Source organism: Chryseobacterium sp. SG20098 (assembly GCF_031844745.1).
GTDB classification, from domain to species: Bacteria; Bacteroidota; Bacteroidia; order Flavobacteriales; family Weeksellaceae; genus Chryseobacterium; species Chryseobacterium cucumeris.
Genome location: NZ_CP134622.1, coordinates 3477744 through 3501287 on the forward strand (window position 1 = coordinate 3477744; position 23544 = coordinate 3501287).

Consider the following 23544-nt stretch of genomic DNA (forward strand, 5'->3'; position numbering starts at 1 on the left):
TAAACGTTGTTATTGTTTGATTACTTTCTCGGTTTTGGAAGTTCCGTCTGAGAAGTCTACTTTTAATAGATAAACTCCTTTTGGAAGCGAAGAAATATCCAATTTTTCTGAAGTATTGTTGAGTAGAGATTTTCCACTTGCATCAATTACTGTAGCAGATTTGATTTTTTTGTCTGTTTTTATATTGATTTCTCCTTTTGTAGGGTTTGGATAGATGTTTGTGAACTCTTTAACTTTAGCATTGGATTCCTGAGTCGCTAATGTAGCGCTTGCTAAGACCTGTACATCATCTATGGAAAGACTATCTGCATCATTGGCAACATAACGGAATCTGAATTTAACGTTCGCCTGCCCTGCATAGGAAGCTAAGCTCACGGTAATTGCTAATGTTTCATAATCCGTATATACTCCGTAGTTTTCTTCAACCCATACCTGATTCCAGGTAGTCCCTCCATCTGTGGAGACCTCTACTTTTAAATCTCCGTTAGGATTTGGATCAACCATGTATTCGTATCCAATTTTAGCATTGAACTTTAGTACCGGACTTGTTGTTCCTACCAAACTGAAGGAGGGGCTTGTTAAATGAGCGTCCTGTGCCTGGGCAATCCATCCTATAGCGGCAGATTTTCCACCATTGATATTGAATGTTGCTTGTCCGGTTGCATTAAATATGGTAGTGGTAAATCCCCAAGGTCTTGAAGCCACATTTGTTCCGGTTGTCCATCCTGTTGGAGGAAATGTCGTACCCTGAAAAGTTTCTGTGAGAATCTGTGCGTTCCCAAATACAAAAGAGATTAGGGAAATGAATAGTAATTTTGTTTTCATTTGGTTTACGTTTAAAGTTGTTAGTAAATGTAATAAAAAAATGAAAATAATTACATGTTTTTTAATTTTTTTATGAATATTTGTTAATTACGAACTGCATGAAAGTGTGGAACATCCGGCAGTATCATCATATCCAGACGGTCTTTTGGCGGAGAACTCGGGGTATATTTCCTGATATGGATTTCCGAGTGCTTTCATGAGCTTTTCCAGCATCTCTTTTTTGCCATTGCTGATCTCTTCAATGCATTCGTAGAGAAGATAATTTCGGAGTATAAATGTTGGATTTGCCTTTTCCATCATAGCTAAAGAGTCTTCTTCTGAAATAGAGTTTAAAGCTTTTCTTGCTTCATATCTTTTGATGAAACTATTTAGCTTTTCCAGCTTTTCTTCATTCAGGATAATATAAGAGACATCTTTAAAATGTTCTGATATATTTGTGGCTTGGGTTATTTTTTTCAGTTGATTGAAAAACAAGGTGTAATCTAACTGAAGTTCTTGCATAAGACCCTGCCAGCTGGTGAAAAACTCTTCATCATCCTTTTGAAGCTGATCAAAACCGAACTTTTTACAAAGCATCTGGTCATGAGCTTCCCAAAAATAAGTTCCGAAATTATTTAAAGTATCTTCTAAAAACTTTTCATCTTTGATTAACGGATGAAGAGCATTGGCAAGCTGCCAAAGATTCCATTGAGCAATTTGTCCCTGTTTTCCGAATGCATATCTTCTTCCCGGAAGGTCTGTTGTGTTGGGTGTGAAATTCAAATCATATTCATCCATCATGGAATAGGGACCGTAATCAATGGTTAATCCGAGAATTGACATGTTATCTGTATTCATTACTCCGTGTACAAAACCGACTCTGAACCATTCAACCATTAAGTTAGCCGTTCGGGTGCAGATATTTTCAAAGAAATCTCTGTATTTCGTACTGTCAGTAGCTGTAATTTCCGGATAATAATTTTCAATGGTAAAATCGGCAAGTTCCTGAAGATTGTTGTATTCTCTTTGGGCAGACATAAGTTCAAAATGTCCGAAACGTAAAAAGCTTTCAGCAGTTCTGATGACCACTGCACCTTTTTCAAGCTGTGGATTTCCACTGTACATGATATCGCGCATCACATCTTCACCCGTAAAAGCAAGGCTAAGCGCTCTTGTTGTAGGTATACCTAAATGATGCATGGCCTCACTCATAAGATATTCGCGTACAGAAGACCTTAATACGGCTCTTCCATCAGCATGTCTGGAATATGGAGTAGCACCGGCTCCTTTCCATTGTATTTCGGTCTTTTTTCCTGCCTCATTGGTAATTTCACCAGCAAGGATGGCTCTTCCATCTCCAAGCTGTCCTGCCCAGTTTCCGAACTGATGTCCTGCATAAGCTGTGGCGTATGTTCGAACATTTTCCGGAAGGTTATTTCCAACCAAAAAATTCAGGTCTTCATCTTCATATTTTCCCAGGCCAATTTCTTCTGATAAAGCTTCGTTAAAAGCAATCAATTCGGGTTTATCAAAACCTGCAGGCTTAATAGTAGCAAATAAGACTTTTGGAGTGTTTCTCTGCATAGGGTTATTGGAAAAATCACCAGGAAAAGTTTCAATAAATGGCTGTCTGATACGTTCGATATTCATCCTTCAAAGGTATTAATTAAAAAAGAAAAGACCTTTCAAATTATTGAAAGGTCTTGTGTATTTCTAAAAGAGAATTTATTTATTGAAATCTACTTCATCATTAGAATGAAGGTTTTCATTGATGTTGTCCTCTTTCTTTTCTGTTGGTTTTTTAGGAGTTGGATCTGCCGGCCTTGGATTTTTGATCTCATCGATCGTCTGAAGACTTCCTTCATCTCCATATCCTCCGCTTAGTCCTTTAAGGTTTGAACATCCGTCTTTCCAGTCTGAAGGCTTAACAAACTTGTCATCAGGAGTTACTCCTAAGCTCTTATCAGCCCATACTTTTTTCATGAAAATTGCCCAGATTGGTAGTGCCATTCTCGCACCCTGACCTTCACCTGTTCCAAAGAAGTGGGTTGCTCTGTCTTCCCATCCAACCCATGCTCCGGTTGCCAGTTTTGGTGTGATTCCCATAAACCATCCATCGGAGTTATTCTGAGTTGTTCCTGTTTTAGCTGCAATTTCCACAGCTTTTGAAATTCCTCTTCTTCCTAATTCTCCGGAAGCAGTTCCGTATTGTGCAACACCTTTCATAAGTTCAATCATGGTGTAGGCATACATTGGGTTCATTACTTCTTTAGGCTCTACGTTTACTTCTTTGATTACTCTACTGTTGGCATCTTCAATTCTCCAGATCATCTCTGGTTTGTTGTAATTACCATAATTGGCAAAAGTACTGTAAGCACCTAGCATTTCGTAAATCGTGATGTCTGATGAACCTAAAGCAATGGTATTGTTTCTAGGAATATCTTCTGTTACTCCCAGATCTCTTGCCGTCTGGATTACAGCGTCTACTCCTGTCATTTCAATAAGTCTTGCAGCAACAGGGTTTTGAGAGTGTGCCAATGCATCTTTTAAAGTAAGCATTCCACCTCTTCCCGGTACATGCCATCCGTTATGATCATAAGTTCCGTTAGAAACAGCAGAACAAGGTGTCATTCCAAGTTTCATAATAGCAGTAGCATATACGAAAGGCTTGAATGTAGATCCTACCTGTCTCTTACCTTGCTTGATATGGTCATATTGGAAGTGCTGCCAGTCTATACCACCTACCCAAGCTTTGATTTCTCCGGTTCCCGGAACCATAGACATCAAACCTGCCTGTGCAATTTGTTTGTGGTATCTGATAGAATCCCATGGAGACATTTCCACCTCTTCTTCTCCTGCCCATGTGAATCGCGAAGTTTTAATAGGTTTTTTGAACTCCATCATGATAGAATCCTCAGGCATTCCGTCAGCTTTCAGTAATTTGTAACGGCCGGTTCTTTTCATCGCCTGAACCATTACGTCCTTGATTTGTTTATCATTAAGATAGTAGAAAGGTCTGTTCTTTCTTCCTCTCTGTTCTGCATCAAATCTCTTCTGAAGATCTGTTAAGTGTTCTTTGATTGACTCTTCAGCATATTTCTGCATTTTAGAATCAAGAGTAACATATATTTTTAGACCGTCCTTGTAAAGGTTAAGCTTTTTACCGGTTTCTTTTTCATGAGCTTCAAGATATTTGTCAATCTCTTTTCTCAGATAGAACTTGTAATAAGCAGAATATCCATCAGTGATACTCTTGATAGGATGGAAGTCTACTTCAATCGGGGTACTGGCTGCTTTTTCATAAGTTGCAGCATCAATGTATCCGGTTTTCTGCATTTGATCCAATACAACATTCCTTCTTTCTTTAGCCTTTTCAGGGTATCTGTAAGGATTGTTTTTTCTTGGATTTTCAAGCATTGCTACAAATGTTGCAGCTTCCGGTAATGTAAGTTCAGACGTTTTCTTGTTAAAGTAAACTCGGGAAGCCATTTCAATACCATTAGCATTGAAAAGGAAGTCGAACTTGTTGAAATAAAGAGTGATAATTTCTTCTTTGGTGTATCTTTTCTCAAGACTTACTGCTACTACCCATTCTTTCAGTTTCTGGAATGCTCTCTGAACTTTATTCTGAGAAGCATTTCCTGTGAAAAGAAGTTTGGCAAGCTGTTGAGTAATGGTAGAACCTCCACCACGTCCACCACCATATGCTACGGCTCTGGCAACGGAGTATAAATCGATTCCTGAGTGTTCTTTAAAACGCTCATCTTCTTTAGCCTGTAGAGCATAAATAAGATAAGGAGGGAGATCCTTATAAACAATTGGTTGAGTCTTTTCTTTTTCGAATTTACCCAAAGTTACTCCGTCTGAAGAAATGATCTCAGAAGCAACAAAGATATCCGGATTTTCAAGTTCTTTTACATCAGGCATTTCCCCAAGGAATCCTTGAGAAACCGAAAAGAAAAGCCCTGAAATTCCCAGAACTACCGCAATGAGTCCGATCCAGATAAATGAAACCCATTTTCTCCAGGAGGTATCTTTCTTTTTCTTGGGAGGCAGAGGAAATGTTTTCCCCTTATTTCCTGTATTTTTTTTGTTTTCTTCCATTTATGGTTACGGTTTAGCCGTTTCTATTTTTACCCCAATATCCTCAATTCCCGGAAGGTTATCATTTCTCATCGCCTGAGTAAGACCGATTTCATATTTTCCTTTTCCCGGAAACTGGTAATTTACTTTATACTGAAACAAAGTTTCTTTCGTATCACCAAACCCTGTACCAAGCCATTCTCCGTTTGGTTTAGCCAGAACATAATTCAACGTGTCTGTTTCCTTTTTTTTGTTCTGTAGATTGGTGAAATTCACTATAAACCTTATATTGCTGTAAGGATAAGTGTTGTTATTTCTTACGACAAATATAATATTTTTAGGATTCTGCGGATCTGAAACTTCAAGATTAAATTTTTGTTCGCTTTTCTTATTCCATTTGTTATCAACGGAATTCATGATGACATCTCCTCCTGAGGAAGAGTTGCAGCTAAAGAAAAGGATAAATGAAAGTAATCCTAAAATTTTATGCATTGTTATCTTTTTTTGGAGGATATTTCTTTTTGAATTTTTTCTTGTTCGGATTGTTACTCTGTGGTTTTTTATCAGCGTCAGAATTATTCACTGCTTTTTCCACAGGTGTTTTTTGCTGTGGGTGCTGCTTTTGAGGTCTAGGCTGATTGGCAGATTGAGCGTTTGGGTTTTCGGTTTTTTCAGATCTTTCCGGTCTCTCTTGTCTTTCCGGTCTGTTTCTTTTTTGTCCTTGGCCCTGACCCTGACTTTGCTGGTTGTTGTTTTGCTTATTCTGGTTGCTCTGGTTGTTTCTGTTCCTGTTGTTTCCTCTGTTTTTCTTTTCGAAACGGTCCACATTGTTTTCCTGTATCAAATCGATCGTGTGAGTAGAGGTTTCAGGCTGTTTCAGGTCTTCAAGAGGAAGTGTTTTTTCTCCTCTTTTATTCTTTGAAATCAATTTTTTAACAAGGTCAATATCAAAATCATACCATGCAATTGAGCTGTCTACATAAGCAAACCACATTTTCTTTTTGAAAACGTCGATTTTAATACAGAATGCTTTTCCTTTCTCTGTTTCCAAAGTAGTTGAAGAAGAAGGGAAGTTGCTTAATGCGTCCAGGTAGCTGTCAAGCTCATAGTTAAGGCAGCATTTCAGCTTACCACATTGTCCTGCCAGTTTCTGAGGATTGATACTCAGCTGTTGATATCTTGCAACATTGGTGTTTACAGACCTGAAATCTGTAAGCCATGTTGAGCAGCAAAGTTCACGTCCGCAAGACCCGATTCCACCCACTTTGGCGGCTTCCTGTCTAAAACCGATTTGTTTCATATCGATCTTGGTACGGAATGCACTAGCGTAATCTTTGATCAGCTGTCTGAAATCTATTCTGTTATCAGCAGTATAATAAAAGGTTATTTTTGAAGAGTCACCCTGATATTCCACATCGGTAACTTTCATTTCAAGGCCTAATCTTTGTGCAATTTTTCTTGCTTCAAGCTTTACGCCGTCTTCTTTTTTTCTTGCTTCCTGCCATACCTCAAGATCTTTTTGGTTGGCCTGTCTGTATATTTTGAGTGCCGATTCTTCCGAAAATTTTTTCTTTTTCATCTGAATCTTTACTAATTCTCCCGTAAGGCTTACTACGCCTACATCGTGTCCCGGACTTGATTCTACTGTAATTACGCTACCTATATGTAAAGGAATATTATTTACATTCTTATAAAAAGATTTTCTGTCATTTTTAAACCTAACTTCTACAAAATCACACCTGTTTGGTGCCGGATTGTTGATGTTAGAAAGCCAGTCAAAAACACTTAATTTATAACTATTCCCGCAGGTATTTACATTTTCACAGCCATTTGCGGTTTTTTTAGGACCGCAAGAATGTGCAGAATCGCCGGATGTTTTACATCCACAACTCATATTTTCTATTATTTATAATCTGCAAATTTATGTATTTTTATCTTTATGCGATTCTAAAATACTTAAATAAGGTGAATTCGGTATAAAAGATTTCCCTATTTTAACTAAGAATGATGTCTGTAGATGTAGTCAGAGGCTTTATAAGGGAATAAAAATGCTGATTTTTAATTTATTCTATTTTTTTTCTTTAACATTTATTATCTTTTTCCTTTCCTGGATTGCTTTTTTAGTGCATTATTGTTTAATTTTAAACGATCGTTTAAAATTAAACAATGAATATAACTTGATTTTTAAACTATTTTAAGTGTTTAATAATGATTGTTTTGTATTTTATTTTCTTTGAGGTGTTATTTTAAACATAGTTTTCTTTTGCAATATTGTTTAAAATATTAGGAAATATTAACAGACGTATTCAAAATAATTTTATATTTGGCTTATATATATAATAATAGTCTATGAAAAAAATATTAGTATCAACTGCTTTATTGGCGGGAGTTCTATCTTACGCAGGAGGCTTCAGAGTTTCCCTGCAGGGGGTAAAACAATTGGCAATGGCGCATACTAGTGCTCATGCCGAAGACGCGAGTGTGACATTCTTTAACCCGGCGGGTATGTCATTTATCCCTTCCAAGCTGAGTGTAGTGGCAGGAGGGTTTGCAGCAAGTAACAAGGTTACTTTTCAAAACTTCAATACTTTACAAAGTACAGAGACAGATAACCCTGTAGGAACTCCTTTCTATGCCGCAATTACTTATAGACCGATAGAAAAGCTTACCGTAGGTCTAAGTGTAACAACACCTTTTGGAAGTACAATTAAGTGGCCGAATGACTGGGAAGGTAAAGAAATGGTTCAAAAATTAGAACTGAAAAGTTTCTACTTCCAGCCAATGGTTTCTGTAAAACTAGCTCCATGGGTATCTTTTGGTGCCAGCTATATCTATGCAAAAGGAGTTGTAGACTGGGATAAAGCAGTAACACAATTTGGAGGACAGGTAAATATCAACGATAAAAAAGCAAGCGGACACGGATATGGTTTTGGTTTCTACTTCAGACCTGATCCGAAATTAGATGTAAGTATTGCTTACCGTTCAGCAATAGATATGAAAGCTAAAAAAGGTACGGCTACTTTCCAGTTCCCTTCTCAATCTATCTATAATCAGCTGAAATTAAATGCTGCCGGACAGGATGGGTTCTCTGCAACACTTCCGTTAGTGGAAGAATACACCATTGGTTTAACTTATAAAGTGACACCGAAATGGCAGGTTTCTGCTGACTTTAACTATCACGGATGGGAAAGATACAGTAAGCTTACTTTAGATTTCGAGAATGCTCCTATTGGAAACAACCCATCAGATCCAACTGTTCTTACAAGTCCTAAAAACTTTAAGAATTCTAAAACATTCAGACTGGGAACTCAGTATGCATTTACCAATATGATTTACGGACGTTTGGGAGCTTATTATGATGAAGCACCTTACACTACAGAAAACTTTATCCCGGAAACACCTTCATATGATACGTATGTTATTACAGGAGGGATTGGCTTTAAGCTGAAACAATTCGGAATTGATATTGCAGGAGGATATGCAATGCCTCAATACAGAAATGTAAATAATGCTAATCTAGGTTTCTACGGACAGTCGAAAGCAACAGCATTTTACTTAGGTCTAGGTTTATCCTATAATCCATTTTAATTTTAGAAGACTATGAAAAAAATTATAATATCGACAATTGCAGTTTCTGCACTTCTTTTTACAGTAAGCTGTAATACGGATTTCGATACGGATGTGAAAGATATCCCGGTAACAAAAGGAGACGCAGACTTTTCAAAATATATTTCGTTAGGAAACTCATTAACTGCTGGTTATAGAGATGGAGCTCTTTACAGCAGTGGACAGAGTGAATCTTATCCAAGCATGATTGCAGCGCAAATGCAATTAGCAGGTGGAGGCGCTTTTAAACAGCCAATGATGCCTAATGACACAGGAGGGTTTACCAATTTATTTAACCCAGCAACAGGAGATTTTGCAGGTAAATATGTGTTAAGTGTGGTGAACGGAGCATTAACTCCCGGTCCAACAGCTCCAGGAGCAGCATTAGATAATGTTTCTGCTGGTGGTCCTTACCAGAATATGGGAGTTCCGGGAGCAAGAGTAGCGCATTTACTGGCTCCGGGATATGGGAATCCAGCCGGATTAATCTCTACGCCTGCTACTGCAAATCCATATTTCGTAAGGTTTGCGTCATCAACAACAACTTCAGTAGTAGAAGATGCCCTAAAACAAGACCCAACCTTCATTTCTTTATGGATAGGAAATAATGATGTTTTATTATATGCAACTTCAGGAGGAGCTGATCCGAATGTTCCGATTACGCCAGTAGATGGTGCTGTAGGGGTAGGGTTCAGTAATACCTATGCTTATTTAGTAGATAAACTATTCCCTGCCGGTACAAAAAGAAAAGGTGTTATTGCTAATATTCCTACAGTTACCAATGTCCCTTACTTTACGAGAATTCCTGCTATGCCTCTTACAGGTTTGACAGATGCTCAGGTAACTCAGCTGAATACAGGATATGCTCAGTATAATGCAGGATTGCTGCAGGCTAAAACCTTAGGAGCGATCAGCGATGCTGAATATCAGAGAAGGTTAATTAAATTTACTGCTGGAGCGGCAGTCAACGGAGCTGTAATTGTAGATAAAGATCTGTCAACTGTTCCGGGGCTTCCAAAATACAGACAAACAACAGCGAAGGATTTAATTCTTTTACCAGCTAGTAAAGTTCTTACTCCACAGGCTGGAGGAGGTACTTCCGTACCATTAGAAGATAAGCTTGTCCTTACTGAAGCTGAGACTGCAAAAGTCCTTGCTGCTACTGCAGGATATAACACAGCGATAAAAAAAGCAGCAACAGACAAAGGTCTTGCCTTTGTGGATATGGACGCTAAAATGATGGAATTGAATTCTAAATCAGGAATTATTTGGGATGGAGTAAAATATACGGCGACATTTGTAACCGGCGGAGCTTTCTCTTTAGACGGAGTTCATCTGACAGGACGCGGATACGGTATTGTTGCTAATGAATTTATCAAGTCTATCAATGCTAAATATAAGTCTACACTTCCGCAGGTAGATCCGAACAAATATTCAGGAGTTAAATTCCCTTAATAATTGATAAAATAAAAACTTAGAAACCACAAGAGTAAATCTTGTGGTTTTTTTTTAAATTTGCAAAATCTTTTAAAAAGTAAAAATGGCCGATCAGTTAAGTTATCTATTTTGTACAAGAACCAGCAGGGACTTGGCAGAGAAAATTGCCCAGAGTTATGGGAAAGAATTAGGAAAAATCAACTTTCAGGAGTTCAGCGACGGGGAATTTGAGCCTGTTTTGGACGAATCTGTAAGAGGAGGAAGAGTTTTCCTGATTGGATCTACATTCCCTCCTGCAGACAATCTTTTGGAACTTCTTCTAATGATTGATGCAGCAAAAAGAGCTTCTGCAAAGAGCATCACCGTAGTAATTCCTTACTTCGGACTTGCCAGACAGGACAGAAAAGACAAACCAAGAGCGCCGATCGGTGCAAAATTAGTTGCTAACCTTCTTACTGCAGCAGGAGCAACAAGAATCATGACAATGGATCTTCACGCAGATCAGATTCAGGGATTCTTCGAGATTCCGGTAGATCATCTGTATGCTTCTACTATTTTCGTAGACCACATCAGATCTTTGAATCTTGATAACCTTACCATTGCTTCTCCTGATATGGGAGGTGCAAAAAGAGCGAAAAACTATGCCGGTCACCTGGGTGCTGAAGTAGTAATTGCTTATAAGGAAAGAAAAAAAGCAAACGTTGTAGAAGAAATGTTCCTTATCGGGGATGTTACAGGTAAAAATGTAATCCTTATTGATGATATGATTGATACTGCAGGTACACTTTGCAAAGCTGCAGATATCTTAATTGAAAAAGGAGCAAAAACAGTAAGAGCTATGGCTACTCACGGAGTGCTTTCAGGAAAGGCTTACGAGAATATTGAGAACTCGCAACTGCTGGAAGTTATTGTAACTGACTCAATTCCTGTTAAAAATAATTTGTCATCTAAAATAAAAGTGCTATCTTGCGCCCCGTTATTTGCAGACGTTATGACAATGGTTCATGAGCACAAATCAATTAGCAGCAAGTTTGTTATTTAATTGATTTTAAATAAGTTGCAAATTAAAATAAGAACAATTTTTTAAATTTTTTATAAATGAAATCTATTACAATTCAAGGTACAAAAAGAGAAAGCGTGGGCAAAAAGTCTACAAAAGCTTTACGTGATGCTGAATTAGTTCCTTGTGTTGTTTATGGAGGTGAAGCACCTTTGAACTTCTCTGCTGAAGAGAGAGCTTTCAAAGGATTAGTATACACTCCTGAAGCACACACGGTATCTATTGAGGTTGACGGAAAAACAATTCCAGCTGTTCTTCAGGATATTCAGTTCCACCCGATTACTGACAAAATTCTTCACGTTGACTTCTATCAGTTATCTGATGATAAGCCAGTGATCATGGAAGTTCCGGTAAGAATTACAGGACGTTCAAAAGGTGTTGTAGCTGGTGGTGTTTTACGTCAGTCTTTCAGAAAACTAAAAGTAAAAGCTATCCCTGCTAACCTACCTGACGAAGTAGTAGTTGATGTTACTCCATTAAGAATTGGTAACAAACTTTACATCGGTGGTATCAAAACAGAAGGATATTCTTTCATGCACCCTGACAATGCAGTAGTAGTTGCTGTTAAGATGTCTAGAAATGCAATGAAAGGTGGTGCAGCTGCAATGGATGATGATGATGAGGAAGAAGTTGCAACTGAAGAAGGTGCAGCCCCTGAAGCAGCAGCAGAAACTGCAGCAGAATAAGAATTGCTTATTTAAACAATATAAGAACCCGTCAGTTATGGCGGGTTTTTTATTTGATAGCCAGTCTCAGCTGAAAGAACTGAGCAAACTTAAAAGGTTTGGTTTCAATTTCATCTTTTTGCTTTATTGTCTTTCTTCACCTTACACTATCGAATATTTCTATCAACTGACAATGATCAGGAGCCAACCCCATGCTTCCTTTCGGAAAAAAAGCCGTAAATTTGAAGAGTTCTAAATAAGGACGTTTTAATTTAAAAAATAAATAAATGTTTGACATTCAGGAAATAAGAAGCCAGTTTTCTATATTGGACAGAGAAGTGAACGGTAAACCTTTGGTTTATCTGGATAATGCAGCTACATCCCAAAAACCAAATTCAGTTTTGGAAGTCTGTCACGCATATTATACAGAACTTAATGCCAACGTTCACAGAGGAATTCATACACTGAGCCAGCTGGCAACAGAAGAAATGGAGCTTTCAAGAAGAAAGATTCAGAAATTCATCAATGCTGAACATGACTTTGAAGTAATTTTTACAAAGGGAACAACAGAAGGGTTGAACCTTATCGCTTATATTTTAACACAGAAACTGCAGAAAGATGATGAAATCATTATTTCTTATCTGGAGCACCATTCCAATATTGTTCCATGGCAAATGCTGTGTGAAAGAACCGGAGCGAAACTTCGCGTAATTCCGATTGATGAGAACGGAATCCTTCAGATGGATTATTTTGATCAGTTTTTGAGTGAAAAAACGAAGGTTGTTTCTGTAAATCAGGTTTCTAATGCTTTGGGGATTGTAAATCCAATTGAGGAAATTATTGCTAAAACAAGAAAAAATACAGATGCTTATGTTGTGATAGACGGAGCTCAGTCTGCTCCGCATTTCAATATTGATGTACAGAAGATGGATTGTGATTTCTTTGTGTTCTCAGGTCATAAAATGTATGCTCCGATGGGAACAGGTATTTTATATGGAAAACAAGAAATATTGGAAGCTTTACCGCCGTTTCATGGAGGAGGGGAGATGATTGCGACGTGTTCCTTCGAAGGAACTACCTATGCGGGTCTTCCATTCAAATATGAAGCAGGAACACCGAATGTAGGAGGAAATATCGCTTTAGGTGCTGCCGTTGATTTCATGAACAGAGTAGGTCGTGAGAATATTCAAAACCATGAAAATGCTTTGTTGGAATATGCTCAAAGACATCTTTTAGAAATTGAGGGTCTGAAAGTATATGGTGAGAAAGCAAAAAGAACAGGTGTTGTATCATTTAATCTGGAAGGAGTGGGTATTGCCTCTGATGTAGGGATGATCCTTGATAAAATGGGAATCGCTGTAAGAACAGGACACCACTGTACACAGCCTATCATGAACTTCTTTAATATTGCCGGAACAGTAAGGGCAAGTTTCGCTATTTATAATACTTTCGAAGAAATTGATGCCCTGGTGGAAGGTGTTAGAAAAGCACAGAGAATGTTGAGTTAATTAATAAAGAATCTCTACGATATAGAATTAAAGCAGCCTTTGAGCTGCTTTTTTTATTAGTCTATTGGTATACAATAACACCGGCCCTCAATAATGACCGGATAATTGCCGGTAGCACATTCCAGGCAGATTTGTCCTTCTACTATAATACTTTTCATCTTTACTTTGTTTAGCTTTTTCATATGATGTGATTTAAAGGGTTAATAATCAAATGTAAAAACCTCCGGAAAATTAATTACAATAAAAAAGCCCTGTTAACGGATAACAAGGCTATTGTATTTTTAAGAGAATAATCTTACAAATTCGGTTTCCAGTCTACTACTGCTCTGATGAAAGCTTCAGCATTTTCGACAGGAACATTCGGTAGAATTCCGTGGCCTAAGTTGGCAATGTATCTGTCTTTTCCGAAACGGTTGATCATTTCATTCACCATCTTCTTAATGGTTTCAGGTGTTGAGTGAAGTCTTGCAGGATCAAAGTTCCCCTGTAGCGTCATTGTATGGTTCGTTAAAGTTCTTGCGAATTCCGGCTTAATAGTCCAGTCTACGCCAAGAGCAGAAGCCTTAGACATTGTCATATCTTCCAGAGCAAACCAGCATCCTTTTCCAAATACTACAACATGAGTAAGGGGGCTTAATGCTTCAACAATCTGGTTGATGTACTGCCATGAGAACTCCTGATAATCTGTAGGAGAAAGCATTCCTCCCCAGGAATCGAAAACCTGTACTGCAGAAACTCCTTTTTCTACTTTTCTCTTCAGATAGGCGATTGTAGTATCTGTAATTTTTTGTAATAATAAATGTGCTGCTTCAGGCTGTTGGAAGCAGAAGGATTTTGCAATATCAAAAGCTTTACTTCCTTTTCCTTCTACACAGTAACAAAGAATGGTCCATGGAGAACCGGCAAAACCGATCAATGGAATGTCATTGTCCAGCTTCTGAAGTGTAAGTTCAATAGCATCGAAAACGTACCCTAAAGTATTATTCACATCCGGAGTTTCAATATTCTGAACCTGTTCCATTGTTCTGATTGGAGTATCTAACCATGGTCCAACAGATTCTTTCATTTTGAAATCAATTCCCATTGCCTGCGGAACTACCAGGATATCAGAAAACAGAATCGCAGCATCCAAAGGAAATCTGCGGATAGGCTGTAAAGTGATCTCAGCAGCAAGCTCTGGAGTCTGACATCTTGTAAAGAAATCATACTGATCTCTTAAAGCAATGAATTCCGGCAGATATCTTCCAGCCTGCCTCATCATCCAGACAGGAGGTCTTTCAACGGTTTCTCCGCGAAGTGCTTTTAAATATAGGTCGTTTTTTATCATAATCTATTGTAACTAATATTACCGCAATATCCGGTAACAGATATTCTAAATCCTACTTCCGATTTCTTTTCTGATCAATGCAAATATGGATGTCAGTGTATTTTCTTCAGAAGTAAAAATTTCTTCCCGCGTATAATTTCTCAGCTCACCGGAAGTGGTTTCACCAATGGAAAACAGCTTCATGCCTTCCAGAGAATTTCGCCTTGCAAAACTACGAACTCCGCTCGGACTAAAAAATACCACAGCATGATATTTTTCAGTTATTATAGGATTGATTTCCTCAGTATTATAAATTGTAACTTTTTTGTACTTAATGTTTTGTAAAGGAAGGTCTTTGTCCAGAACATTGATGGCAAGATTACCACAAAAGTGCAGGAACTGCTCGTGCTGGCATTTTCCGATAATGAATCGCGAAAGAGTTTCAGCATTTTTCAGTACCTTAAATGTTCCAAAACCATGCTTTCTAAGCTCTCTTTTGGTCTTTTCACCTACACAATAGATTTTGTTATAGTTTTTGGCTGTAAAATTCTCATTGGGTTTGAATCTGTTTTTAAAAAAAGAAGCAACTCCATTGACACTGGTGAAAATCAGAGAATAGTTTTTCAGCTCAAAAGGACTGATCATAATGGGTTTAGTCTTAATTACCTCAACACAGTCGACCAAAATACCCTCTCCTAATTCTTTGGATATAATCGTCTGGTCTATATTTTTGGTAAATAAGATTTTCATGTCTGTAAAATTAAGAAGATGAAAAAGAGTGGCTAAAGGAAGGTAAAAATGTAAATCTGAGCTATCAGATCTGGCCTTTGATTTCTGCCATTAATTCTTTTCCTCCGTTTTCAAGAACAACTTTTGCAAACTTTTCTCCAAAATTCTCGGTTGGAGTATACACAAAGTTTTCATCCACAGAAATGCAGTTTTTCCCATCCAGAGAGCAAAGTGCCGCTTTGAAACGGATCTGATCACCGATGATTTCCGCAAATGCTCCGATAGGTGCAGTACAGCCTCCTTCTAAAGTGCTCAGGAAGTTTCTTTCAATCTCTACACAGATCTGAGTCTGTTGATGATTGATCTGGCTTACAATTTCGTTAATTTCCGGTTTGTCAGTATGTCCGGCTACAGAGATTACCCCTTGTGAAGGCGCAGAGATCATTAATGGAAGCATTTCGTAATCAATTTCCATTTTCATTCTTTTGATACCTGCCAAAGATAAGATCGTAGCATCGAAATCTCCGTCTTCAAGTTTTTGAAGTCTGGTTTGAATATTTCCTCGGATATCTGAAAAATCAGTAGCCGGATAATTTTTCAACCAGAAAGCTCTTCTTCTCAAACTGCTTGTAGCGAGTTTAAGTTCATGGAATTCTTTATTCCTTGAAGATTCTTTTCTGATCAGAATATCCTGTGGATAATCTCTTTCCAGATAAGCGATCATCTCAATATTTTGAGGCAATTGAGTGGGAACATCTTTTAAAGAATGTACGGCAATATCAATCTCGTCATTCAATAGAGCAATATCAAGATCTCTTGTGAAAACCCCGGTAATTCCTAAAGAATAAAGCGGCTGATTAAGGTTCTTATCGCCAGAAGAAACGATAGGAACAATTTCCGTTAAATAATTGTTGTTCTGAAGGTGCCTCGCAACCTCTCTAGCCTGCCAAAGTGCAAGTGCGGAATTTCTCGTTCCGATTCTAATGCTTTTCATTGAATTCGTTGTTTGGTTGTTCAACTAATATTTCGTGCATTAATTTACTAATTTCTTCGGCTTTTAAAGGATTATCGATGATATATTTTGCAAAACGGTTGGTGATTTTCTGGATCATTTTGTCAGAAAGTTCCATGTCCGTGATGTTTATGTATTTATTCTTTTTATAAAAATTATGCATTTCATTACGTTCCATGTTCTTTAGAACTGCTTTGAAATGATGAATATTGGGTGCCAGCTTTCTCTTTTTCTCCCATTCAATAAAGTCTTTCATCAGTTCCTTAATGATTTTTTCAGCTTTCGGGATTTCTCTTTCTCGCTGTTGAATCGTTTCCTGAATCTGTTTTGAAAGCTCATCTACGTCAATCAGGGTTACATTTTTATTTTCTGTAACATTCTTTTCAACGTTATGAGGAATAGAAAGATCAATGATCAGTGTTTCTTTTCCGTTCGGGAAGTGAGACTGGTTGACAATAGGATGCTTGGCTCCTGTTGCCACAATAAGAATATCTGTATTTTTTAATTCCTGGTCAAAATCAGAATAATCAACGTGAGGAATATTATATTTCTGGGAAATCTTTTCCGCTTTCTCCTGAGTTCTGTTGGCAATTTTAATTTTCGGCTGATAGACATGTTTTACCAGATTTTCAACGGTATTCTGTCCAATTTCACCTACTCCCAAAAGAAGAATATTTTTTTCAGTGATTCTCTTCTGGTTGTTTAGAATATAATGAACCGCCGCATAAGAAACAGAAGCCGCACCATTGGAAATGCCGGTTTCATTTTTTATTCTTTTCGAAATTTGAATAGCCGCATTGATGGCTCTCTCCAGATAAGGATTAGAATTTTGTCTTTCTTTTTTGAAACGGCTGTATGCTTTTTTTATCTGCCCGATAATTTCAAAATCTCCAATAATCTGACTTTCAAGACCAGCTGCTACTCTGAAAAGATGAATCAATGCTTCCTCTTTGGTAAGAATATTCGCGAACTGAAGAAAATCTGTAAGTTGTACTCCAATGGTTTTGCAGTACTCTTCAGCTACTAAAAGATAATTGGGAGAAGTGGTGTAGATTTCGGTCCTGTTACAGGTGGAAACCACAAATGCATCACCAAGGTCTTCCTGATGGACTCTGGAAACAAAGTTTTTGATGTTCTCATCAAAGAATGCAAACTTTCCTCTCGTTTCTACGTCGGCTTTCTCGTAGCTTATTGAAAGCACGGCAAAATTTGACGTTCGATGAATGTTGGAATACTGTAACATAAGCAGTCGCAAATTTACGATTTTTTTAATTAACCTCTCTCAGATAGTGTATATGATAATTATCGTAAAAAACTATAAAAGGGAAGAAAAGGTGTTTCTGGCAGAAATACAAAATCTTAAAATGATAAAATTCCGTGTTGGAAAAGAATTGTTGACGTTTCTGAGTTTTTGTTTTGGTCTTCAATACTGTGTTTTCTTGGTTTTTTACCCTTTTGTAATTACCTTTTTTGCCCTTTTAACATCCTATTAATTTTAGTTGAAATCAAACTCTGTAAATGTCTAAATTGAAAGTTAATAAAGAATTATAAATTTTAATAAAATTTTAACCAAATTAAGTTGGTGGGAAATTTCTTTAGTAGTCTTAAATTTATATCTTTGTAAACTTAAAATCAGAAGAAAAATATGAGTTTATTTGATATGTTTACGCAAGAAATTGCGATAGACCTTGGAACTGCTAATACCCTAATCATCCATAATAATAAAATTGTTATAGATCAACCTTCAATTGTTGCAATTGAACGTTCATCGGGTAAGCCGATTGCCGTCGGAGAGCAGGCCAAGCATATGCAGGGTAAAACTCACGAGGATATCAAAACAATCCGTCCTTTGAAAGACGGGGTTATTGCTGATTTCCATGCTTCTGAACATATGATCAAGGAATTTATCAAGAAAATTCCTGGAATCAAAGGTAAATTCATTCAACCGGCATTACGAATTGTAATCTGTATCCCTTCTGGTATCACTGAAGTTGAAAAAAGAGCGGTAAGAGACTCTGCTCAGAAAGTAAACGCAAAAGAAGTAAGATTGATCTACGAACCAATGGCAGCTGCAATTGGGGTTGGGATTGACGTTCAAAAGCCTGAAGGAAATATGATCATCGATATAGGTGGTGGTACTACGGAAATTGCTGTTGTAGCGTTAGGAGGTATCGTTTGTGATAAATCTGTTAAGATTGCAGGAGACGTATTTACCAATGATATTGCTTATTACTTAAGAACTCACCATAACCTTTATATCGGAGAAAGAACTGCTGAAAGAATCAAAATTGAAGTAGGTTCTGCGGTAGAAGATCTTGATGTAGATATCGAAGACATCCCGGTACAGGGTAGAGACCTTATTACAGGTAAGCCAAAAGAAATTATGGTTGGATACAAAGAGATTGCACGTGCATTAGATAAATCAATCATCAGAATTGAAGATGCCGTAATGGAAACATTATCTCTTACACCACCGGAATTGGCTGCTGATATTTACAAAACAGGTATTTATCTTGCTGGAGGAGGAGCGTTATTAAGAGGTCTTGCGGACAGAATTCACAAGAAAACAGGTCTTCCTGTATTTGTAGCTGAAGATCCGTTGAGAGCTGTAGTTCGCGGAACAGGTATTGCCCTTAAGAATATGGATAAGTTCAATTTCTTAATTAAATAATTTTAACTTTTTACGACTTTATATCTGAATGGGATTTTTGCTGAGATTATTTTCGAAGAATACTCTTTTCGTCTTCTTTATATTCCTGCAAATTATTGCTCTGGTTTTGATATTCTCAAGAAATGCCATGCAGAGATCCTGGATTGCAGGCCAAACGGCTGCGTTCAATTCCTGGGTTTCCGGATATATTGATGAAGGAGTTTCTTATCTGAAGCTAAAACAGATCAACGAAGATCTTGTGGTTCAGAATAAAGCCCTTATGACTGAACTCTATGGAAAAGACGGAGAGAAAAATCCTGTTTTCAAAAGAGTACACGATACCATTGGTGGCGGGCAGATCTATACTTTTGTTGATGGAGAAATTGTTTTCAACAGTATCAACAGAAGAAACAACTATTTTACAATCAACCGTGGCCGTAGAGACGGAGTCTTTCCTCAAATGGGAGTAATGGCGCCGAGAGGCATAGCGGGAATTGTAATCAATTCTACAGATAGTTATGCATTGGTTCAATCCGTGTTAAGTGTTAACAAGATTAGAATTAATGCAGCACTTAAAAACTCAGGGTATTTTGGTACTTTAACATGGAATGGAGATAACTCAAGGGTGATGCACCTGGCAGATATTCCAAAATATGTTGCATTGAAAGTAGGTGATACTGTTGTTACAGATGGTAAATCTGCTATTTTCCCTAAGGGAGTAACCATTGGTACTATTGCAGGATACTCTGTGGACAATAAAACCGGCTTCTGGGACATTTCCGTAGAGCTGAGTGAAAAAATGGGAGCGTTGAATAAAGTGTATGTAGTGAAGAATCTTAAGAAAGCAGAAGTGCAGAAGATTCAGGATACTATGCAGGCTGTAATAAAAAAAGAAAATGATTAGCAGGACTTTATTTACCGATATATTGATCATGATCTTTCTGGTTGCATTACAAATATTTGTATTGAACAGGATTACACTTTTCGGGAAATATACTCCGGTATTATATCCTGTGTTTGTCATGTTCTATCCATTTTTCAGAAACAAATTTCAGTTCCTGGCATTGAGCTTTTTAATAGGGCTGTCTATTGACGGTTTCCTCTATTCATGGGGGATCAATGCATTTGCAACAACGTTAATCGCTTATTTCAGAACGTTGATCTTCAGGACTTCCACAGATACGTCTACGGACTTTTTCTCATTCCAGTCCCTTCAATGGGCGCAGTTTTTGCTGTTTTTATTTTCAAGTATTTTCCTGCATCAGCTTTTAGTCCAGTATATTGAGTTCTTTAAGTTTAGCAGGTTTTTTGAAATATTATTTAATGTGTTGGTGACAAGTGTAATTTCATTTATCTTTATAGTCATCTACGCATTAATATTTAAAATCAAACAAAAAGTTTGAACACACGTTATTTAAAAATTTTTTCCATCCTCGTTATTATCGCCCTTATTTTTGTGGCGAGGCTTGCTTATTTGCAGTTGTTTACAGACCGCTATGCCTTAAATGCGGCTAATACCTCCATCAAAACAGAATATGTTATTCCACAGCGTGGAGTCATTTTTGATAGAAATGGGAAAATCATGGTGGGTAACCAGCCTGCTTATGAAATTTCGTTTACCCAAGCTTTAATGAAACCTGACTTTGATACACTGGCGTTTTGTAGTTTAATGAAAATTACAAAACAGGATTTTATCAATAAAATCAATGTGATCAAAAAGGAAAAATATTATTCTAAGCTGACCCCGATGACTTTTATTAAAGACCTCAGCAGAGAAGATATTGCAAGAGTTCAGGAAATTATTTTTAAGTATCCCGCATTTAATATTGTATCAAGACCTCAGCGTCAGTATGAAGTTTCCACCTCCGGAAACCTTCTCGGTTATACCAGTGAGGTGAATGAAAGAGATATTAAAAAAGATTCACTATACTATTTACCGGGAGATTTTATTGGAAAAACAGGGGTTGAAAAATCCTACGAAAAAGAGCTGCGCGGAGTTAAAGGAGTGAAATATATCCAGAAAGATATCAGATTAAGAAATATTGGCTCCTATAAAAACGGATCTTTGGATAAAGACGTGATTACGGGTAAAGATATTACTTTAACCATTGATTACGACCTTCAGAGGACGGCAGAAGAAATGCTGGTTAATAAACACGGCGCAATTGTAGCTTTAGATCCTAATAACGGAGAAGTTTTAGTAGCTGCAACCGGACCGGATATTGACCCAAACCTTTTTACCGGACCTAATAAATCAAAAAACTTATATGCCCTTTCAAAAGATACCCTTTATGAAAATAAGCCAACTTTTGATCGTGCACTACAGGCTGGATATCCTCCGGGATCAACATTCAAATTACTGACTGCTTTAGCAGCAATGCAGATGGGTGTGATGGACGAGAAAACTATTTTTCCTTGTGGAGGAGGATTTTTCTATAAAGGGAAAAGAATTAAAGGCCATGGTGGAGCAGATCCGCTTATTCCTTCCATTCAGGTTTCCAGTAACTGTTTTTTTACCTACGCCTTTATTGCCATTATCAAAAAATATCCGGGAAATCCTTCAAAAGGTGTTGATGAGTGGAAAAAAATCATGAGCAGCTTCGGAGTCGGTGAATTTTTAAATAATGACTTTGCCGTTGGGGCAAGGGGTAGAATACCTTCAGGAGATTTTTACGAAAAAAGATTTAAAGCTATCATGAAGGCAAGCGGTTCTCAGAGAACTGATTTTAAAAACTGGGATGAAATGTCCACTGGTGCTATTTATAACGGAATGGGACAGGGCGATGTTTTGGTAACTCCTATTCAGCTGGCCAATTATGTGGCGGCTATTGCTAATAGAGGATGGTATTATACTCCTCATATTGTAAAAGGAATTGATGGGAAACCCAATCCGGATCCAAGATTTAAGGTTAAACATAAAACATTAGTTGATCCGAAGCATTTTGAACCGGTATTGAAAGGAATGGAAGCCGTAGTGTTGAGAGGAACGGCAAGAGGATTGAAATCCAATGACTTTACACAATTAGCAAAAACAGGAACAGCACAGGTGCCGCAAGGGAAGGATAATTCCATTTTTGTACTGATTGCTCCTGCTGATAAGCCTAAAATTGTTGTAGTAGCTGTAATGGAGCATGCGGGATTTGGTGCTACATGGGCAGGGCCAGCCTGTACAGTGATTGCTGAAAAATATATTACCGGTGATTTGAAAAGAGAAAATCTTTACAAAAAAATGATTACCTCGAGTTTCATGCCTGAATATAAAAGACAATGGATTGCAGATTTGAAGCGTAAAGGACTATATGTTGACCCTAAACCTGATTCCATCAAACAAAAAAGAATAAAGGATAGTCTGGAATTGGTAAAACAACAAAAGGCTAAGCTGCAAAAGAAAATAGAAGAGGACGCTAAAAAGAATAACACTGCTAAAAAACCTGTAAAGCAATGAAATGGACAGAAGGAATAGATAAACTTGGCCTTGGGCTGTATTTCCTGCTTTGCATTTTTGCCATTGCAAATATTTACAGTGTTGACCAGAAACTAGGAGAGAAGCAATTGGTTTTTTTCTGTATTTCTGTATTTGTAGGGCTGGTTATATTCGTAGGAAGAAGCAAATTCTTTGAGAATATGGCTGGTATTATTTACATTGGAGGAGTTTTACTGTTGATAGGTCTTTTCCCTTTTGGTAAAGAAATTCTGGGCCAGAAAAACTGGTATAAGTTTGGAAGTTTTACCATGCAGCCCGTTGAGTTTGCAAAGATAGGCACTGCTTTGATGCTGGCTAATTTTGTTTCAAGCCCGGATTTTAATATTAAAAATAAAAAATCTATCTGGACTGCCCTTGCTATTATAGGAATTCCGGCAGCAGTTGTTCTGGCTATTCCGGATGTAGGTTCTATGCTTGTGTTCATCGCCTTTTTCATCGCATTATATAGAGAAGGATTGAGTGGTCTTTTATTCGGTATAGGATTTATTTTCGCCGGAGTTTTTCTGATCTCGCTGGCGATTCCTCCCATTTATGTTGCAGTAGCAGTTTTAGTGATTGCCGGTGTTTTGATCGCCATGAATTATCATAGAATGTCATGGGACGTCATTTCTATTTCAGGAATTGCAGGTTCTATTCTTATATTGTGCGGACTGGCTTTCGGATCACCTTATATTTTAGAAAAACTGCCGAAACACCAGAGAGAAAGAATTGAGGTTCTTTATAAGGGTGAAAAGGCATTCAGAGATACTTCCGGGTACAACTTATTATATTCAAAAACAGCCATCGGATCAGGTGGGATCTGGGGAAAAGGATACCGTGAAGGATCCGTTACCCAAGGGAAATTCGTTCCCGAACAGGAAACAGATTATATCTTTTGTACCGTAGGAGAAGAATGGGGCTTTGTTGGAAGTGCAGTTCTTATCCTGTGTTATATGGTTTATATCGGAAGAATCTACTATCTGGCAGAACAGCAGAAGTCTACTTTTAACCGGGTATTTGGATATTGCTTTGCCTCGATTCTGCTGATGCACTTTTCAATCAATTTAGGGATGGTTATGGGGCTTTTCCCAACCGTTGGGATTCCGCTTCCGTATTTCAGTTACGGAGGAAGTTCTTTATTGGCTTTCTCGATGATGACTTTTATCTTCTTTAAGCTTAATTATTCGGATAAGAATAGTTTGGTTTAAAAAAGGGAGGTTG

19 protein-coding genes are annotated in these 23544 nt (G+C 37.6%); 10 read left to right on the forward strand and 9 right to left on the reverse strand.

What is annotated here, in order from left to right:
- Nucleotides 1–9: 9 nt before the first annotated feature.
- The 5 genes from RHP76_RS15975 to RHP76_RS15995 form a co-directional block, all read right to left on the reverse strand.
- Nucleotides 10–825, reverse strand: coding sequence for a T9SS type A sorting domain-containing protein (locus RHP76_RS15975; RefSeq protein WP_311228571.1), 816 nt, complete (start codon nucleotides 823–825; stop codon nucleotides 10–12).
- 87 nt (nucleotides 826–912) lie between these two features.
- The gene (locus RHP76_RS15980; RefSeq protein WP_311228572.1) at nucleotides 913–2454 is read right to left on the reverse strand and encodes a protein adenylyltransferase SelO; all 1542 of its coding nucleotides are present in this window, start codon (nucleotides 2452–2454) and stop codon (nucleotides 913–915) included.
- 75 nt (nucleotides 2455–2529) lie between these two features.
- Nucleotides 2530–4908 carry a transglycosylase domain-containing protein gene (locus RHP76_RS15985; RefSeq protein WP_062673128.1) on the reverse strand — a complete coding sequence of 793 codons (2379 nt, stop codon included), beginning with the start codon at nucleotides 4906–4908 and terminating at the stop codon, nucleotides 2530–2532.
- 6 nt (nucleotides 4909–4914) lie between these two features.
- Nucleotides 4915–5379 carry a gliding motility lipoprotein GldH gene (locus tag RHP76_RS15990; RefSeq protein ID WP_062673130.1) on the reverse strand — a complete coding sequence of 155 codons (465 nt, stop codon included), beginning with the start codon at nucleotides 5377–5379 and terminating at the stop codon, nucleotides 4915–4917.
- On the reverse strand, nucleotides 5372–6781 hold the full coding sequence (locus RHP76_RS15995; RefSeq protein ID WP_120232430.1) for a PSP1 domain-containing protein: 1410 nt from the start codon (nucleotides 6779–6781) through the stop codon (nucleotides 5372–5374). The genes RHP76_RS15990 and RHP76_RS15995 overlap by 8 nt, the downstream gene beginning before the upstream one ends.
- Before the next feature lie 455 nt (nucleotides 6782–7236).
- Here RHP76_RS15995 and RHP76_RS16000 point away from each other — a divergent pair, with 455 nt between their 5' ends.
- From RHP76_RS16000 to RHP76_RS16020, 5 genes are all read left to right on the forward strand, one after another.
- Entirely contained in the window at nucleotides 7237–8475 is a 1239-nt protein-coding gene (locus RHP76_RS16000) for an OmpP1/FadL family transporter (protein ID WP_062673132.1), read from the forward strand.
- A 12-nt stretch (nucleotides 8476–8487) separates the two neighbouring features.
- On the forward strand, nucleotides 8488–9948 hold the full coding sequence (locus RHP76_RS16005) for an SGNH/GDSL hydrolase family protein (protein WP_120232431.1): 1461 nt from the start codon (nucleotides 8488–8490) through the stop codon (nucleotides 9946–9948).
- 85 nt (nucleotides 9949–10033) lie between these two features.
- On the forward strand, nucleotides 10034–10972 hold the full coding sequence (locus tag RHP76_RS16010) for a ribose-phosphate pyrophosphokinase (RefSeq protein WP_062673136.1): 939 nt from the start codon (nucleotides 10034–10036) through the stop codon (nucleotides 10970–10972).
- A gap of 56 nt (nucleotides 10973–11028) precedes the next feature.
- On the forward strand, nucleotides 11029–11676 hold the full coding sequence (locus RHP76_RS16015; RefSeq protein ID WP_062673138.1) for a 50S ribosomal protein L25/general stress protein Ctc: 648 nt from the start codon (nucleotides 11029–11031) through the stop codon (nucleotides 11674–11676).
- Nucleotides 11677–11942: 266 nt separating this feature from the next.
- On the forward strand, nucleotides 11943–13163 hold the full coding sequence (locus RHP76_RS16020; RefSeq protein ID WP_311228573.1) for a cysteine desulfurase: 1221 nt from the start codon (nucleotides 11943–11945) through the stop codon (nucleotides 13161–13163).
- A 295-nt stretch (nucleotides 13164–13458) separates the two neighbouring features.
- On the opposite strand, the gene hemE is transcribed toward RHP76_RS16020, so the two are convergent.
- The 4 genes from hemE to hemA all read right to left on the reverse strand — a co-directional run bounded on the left by hemE (nucleotide 13459) and on the right by hemA (nucleotide 17453).
- A complete protein-coding gene (gene hemE / locus RHP76_RS16025) occupies nucleotides 13459–14490 on the reverse strand; it encodes a uroporphyrinogen decarboxylase (RefSeq protein ID WP_280213193.1) in 1032 nt (343 codons plus the stop codon).
- Nucleotides 14491–14535: 45 nt separating this feature from the next.
- Nucleotides 14536–15219, reverse strand: a complete 684-nt coding sequence (locus tag RHP76_RS16030) for a uroporphyrinogen-III synthase (protein WP_120232436.1) — start codon at nucleotides 15217–15219, stop codon at nucleotides 14536–14538.
- A gap of 64 nt (nucleotides 15220–15283) precedes the next feature.
- Nucleotides 15284–16192 (reverse strand): hydroxymethylbilane synthase, encoded by a 909-nt coding sequence (gene hemC / locus RHP76_RS16035; RefSeq protein WP_311228574.1) that lies wholly within the window; start codon nucleotides 16190–16192, stop codon nucleotides 15284–15286.
- Nucleotides 16179–17453, reverse strand: a complete 1275-nt coding sequence (gene hemA, locus RHP76_RS16040) for a glutamyl-tRNA reductase (protein WP_062673147.1) — start codon at nucleotides 17451–17453, stop codon at nucleotides 16179–16181. The genes hemC and hemA overlap by 14 nt, the downstream gene beginning before the upstream one ends.
- 402 nt (nucleotides 17454–17855) lie before the next feature.
- Between hemA and RHP76_RS16045 the strand changes: the two genes are divergently transcribed.
- Genes RHP76_RS16045 through rodA form a run of 5 tightly spaced genes read left to right on the forward strand, consistent with a single transcriptional unit; the run spans nucleotide 17856 to nucleotide 23531 of the window.
- Nucleotides 17856–18881, forward strand: coding sequence for a rod shape-determining protein (locus RHP76_RS16045; protein ID WP_002982450.1), 1026 nt, complete (start codon nucleotides 17856–17858; stop codon nucleotides 18879–18881).
- Between the two features lie 28 nt (nucleotides 18882–18909).
- Nucleotides 18910–19764 (forward strand): rod shape-determining protein MreC, encoded by an 855-nt coding sequence (gene mreC, locus RHP76_RS16050; protein WP_062673151.1) that lies wholly within the window; start codon nucleotides 18910–18912, stop codon nucleotides 19762–19764.
- Nucleotides 19757–20263 carry a hypothetical protein gene (locus RHP76_RS16055; protein WP_002982456.1) on the forward strand — a complete coding sequence of 169 codons (507 nt, stop codon included), beginning with the start codon at nucleotides 19757–19759 and terminating at the stop codon, nucleotides 20261–20263. The genes mreC and RHP76_RS16055 overlap by 8 nt, the downstream gene beginning before the upstream one ends.
- Complete coding sequence (locus RHP76_RS16060) at nucleotides 20260–22305, forward strand: peptidoglycan D,D-transpeptidase FtsI family protein (protein WP_062673153.1); 2046 nt, start codon at nucleotides 20260–20262, stop codon at nucleotides 22303–22305. Before RHP76_RS16055 ends, RHP76_RS16060 begins: the two co-directional genes overlap by 4 nt.
- On the forward strand, nucleotides 22302–23531 hold the full coding sequence (gene rodA / locus RHP76_RS16065) for a rod shape-determining protein RodA (protein ID WP_062673155.1): 1230 nt from the start codon (nucleotides 22302–22304) through the stop codon (nucleotides 23529–23531). Before RHP76_RS16060 ends, rodA begins: the two co-directional genes overlap by 4 nt.
- Nucleotides 23532–23544: the final 13 nt, after the last annotated feature.

Coding starts and splice junctions, on each gene's coding strand:
- RHP76_RS15975 (WP_311228571.1), bottom strand. CDS start 825: ATGAAAACAAAATTACTATTCATTTCCCTAATCTCTTTTGTATTTGGG.
- RHP76_RS16020 (WP_311228573.1), top strand. CDS start 11,943: ATGTTTGACATTCAGGAAATAAGAAGCCAGTTTTCTATATTGGACAGA.
- RHP76_RS15980 (WP_311228572.1), bottom strand. CDS start 2,454: ATGAATATCGAACGTATCAGACAGCCATTTATTGAAACTTTTCCTGGT.
- RHP76_RS15985 (WP_062673128.1), bottom strand. CDS start 4,908: ATGGAAGAAAACAAAAAAAATACAGGAAATAAGGGGAAAACATTTCCT.
- RHP76_RS16030 (WP_120232436.1), bottom strand. CDS start 15,219: ATGAAAATCTTATTTACCAAAAATATAGACCAGACGATTATATCCAAA.
- RHP76_RS16000 (WP_062673132.1), top strand. CDS start 7,237: ATGAAAAAAATATTAGTATCAACTGCTTTATTGGCGGGAGTTCTATCT.
- RHP76_RS16015 (WP_062673138.1), top strand. CDS start 11,029: ATGAAATCTATTACAATTCAAGGTACAAAAAGAGAAAGCGTGGGCAAA.
- RHP76_RS15995 (WP_120232430.1), bottom strand. CDS start 6,781: ATGAGTTGTGGATGTAAAACATCCGGCGATTCTGCACATTCTTGCGGT.
- RHP76_RS16045 (WP_002982450.1), top strand. CDS start 17,856: ATGAGTTTATTTGATATGTTTACGCAAGAAATTGCGATAGACCTTGGA.
- RHP76_RS15990 (WP_062673130.1), bottom strand. CDS start 5,379: ATGCATAAAATTTTAGGATTACTTTCATTTATCCTTTTCTTTAGCTGC.
- rodA (WP_062673155.1), top strand. CDS start 22,302: ATGAAATGGACAGAAGGAATAGATAAACTTGGCCTTGGGCTGTATTTC.
- hemE (WP_280213193.1), bottom strand. CDS start 14,490: ATGATAAAAAACGACCTATATTTAAAAGCACTTCGCGGAGAAACCGTT.
- RHP76_RS16010 (WP_062673136.1), top strand. CDS start 10,034: ATGGCCGATCAGTTAAGTTATCTATTTTGTACAAGAACCAGCAGGGAC.
- mreC (WP_062673151.1), top strand. CDS start 18,910: ATGGGATTTTTGCTGAGATTATTTTCGAAGAATACTCTTTTCGTCTTC.
- RHP76_RS16005 (WP_120232431.1), top strand. CDS start 8,488: ATGAAAAAAATTATAATATCGACAATTGCAGTTTCTGCACTTCTTTTT.
- hemA (WP_062673147.1), bottom strand. CDS start 17,453: ATGTTACAGTATTCCAACATTCATCGAACGTCAAATTTTGCCGTGCTT.
- hemC (WP_311228574.1), bottom strand. CDS start 16,192: ATGAAAAGCATTAGAATCGGAACGAGAAATTCCGCACTTGCACTTTGG.
- RHP76_RS16055 (WP_002982456.1), top strand. CDS start 19,757: ATGATTAGCAGGACTTTATTTACCGATATATTGATCATGATCTTTCTG.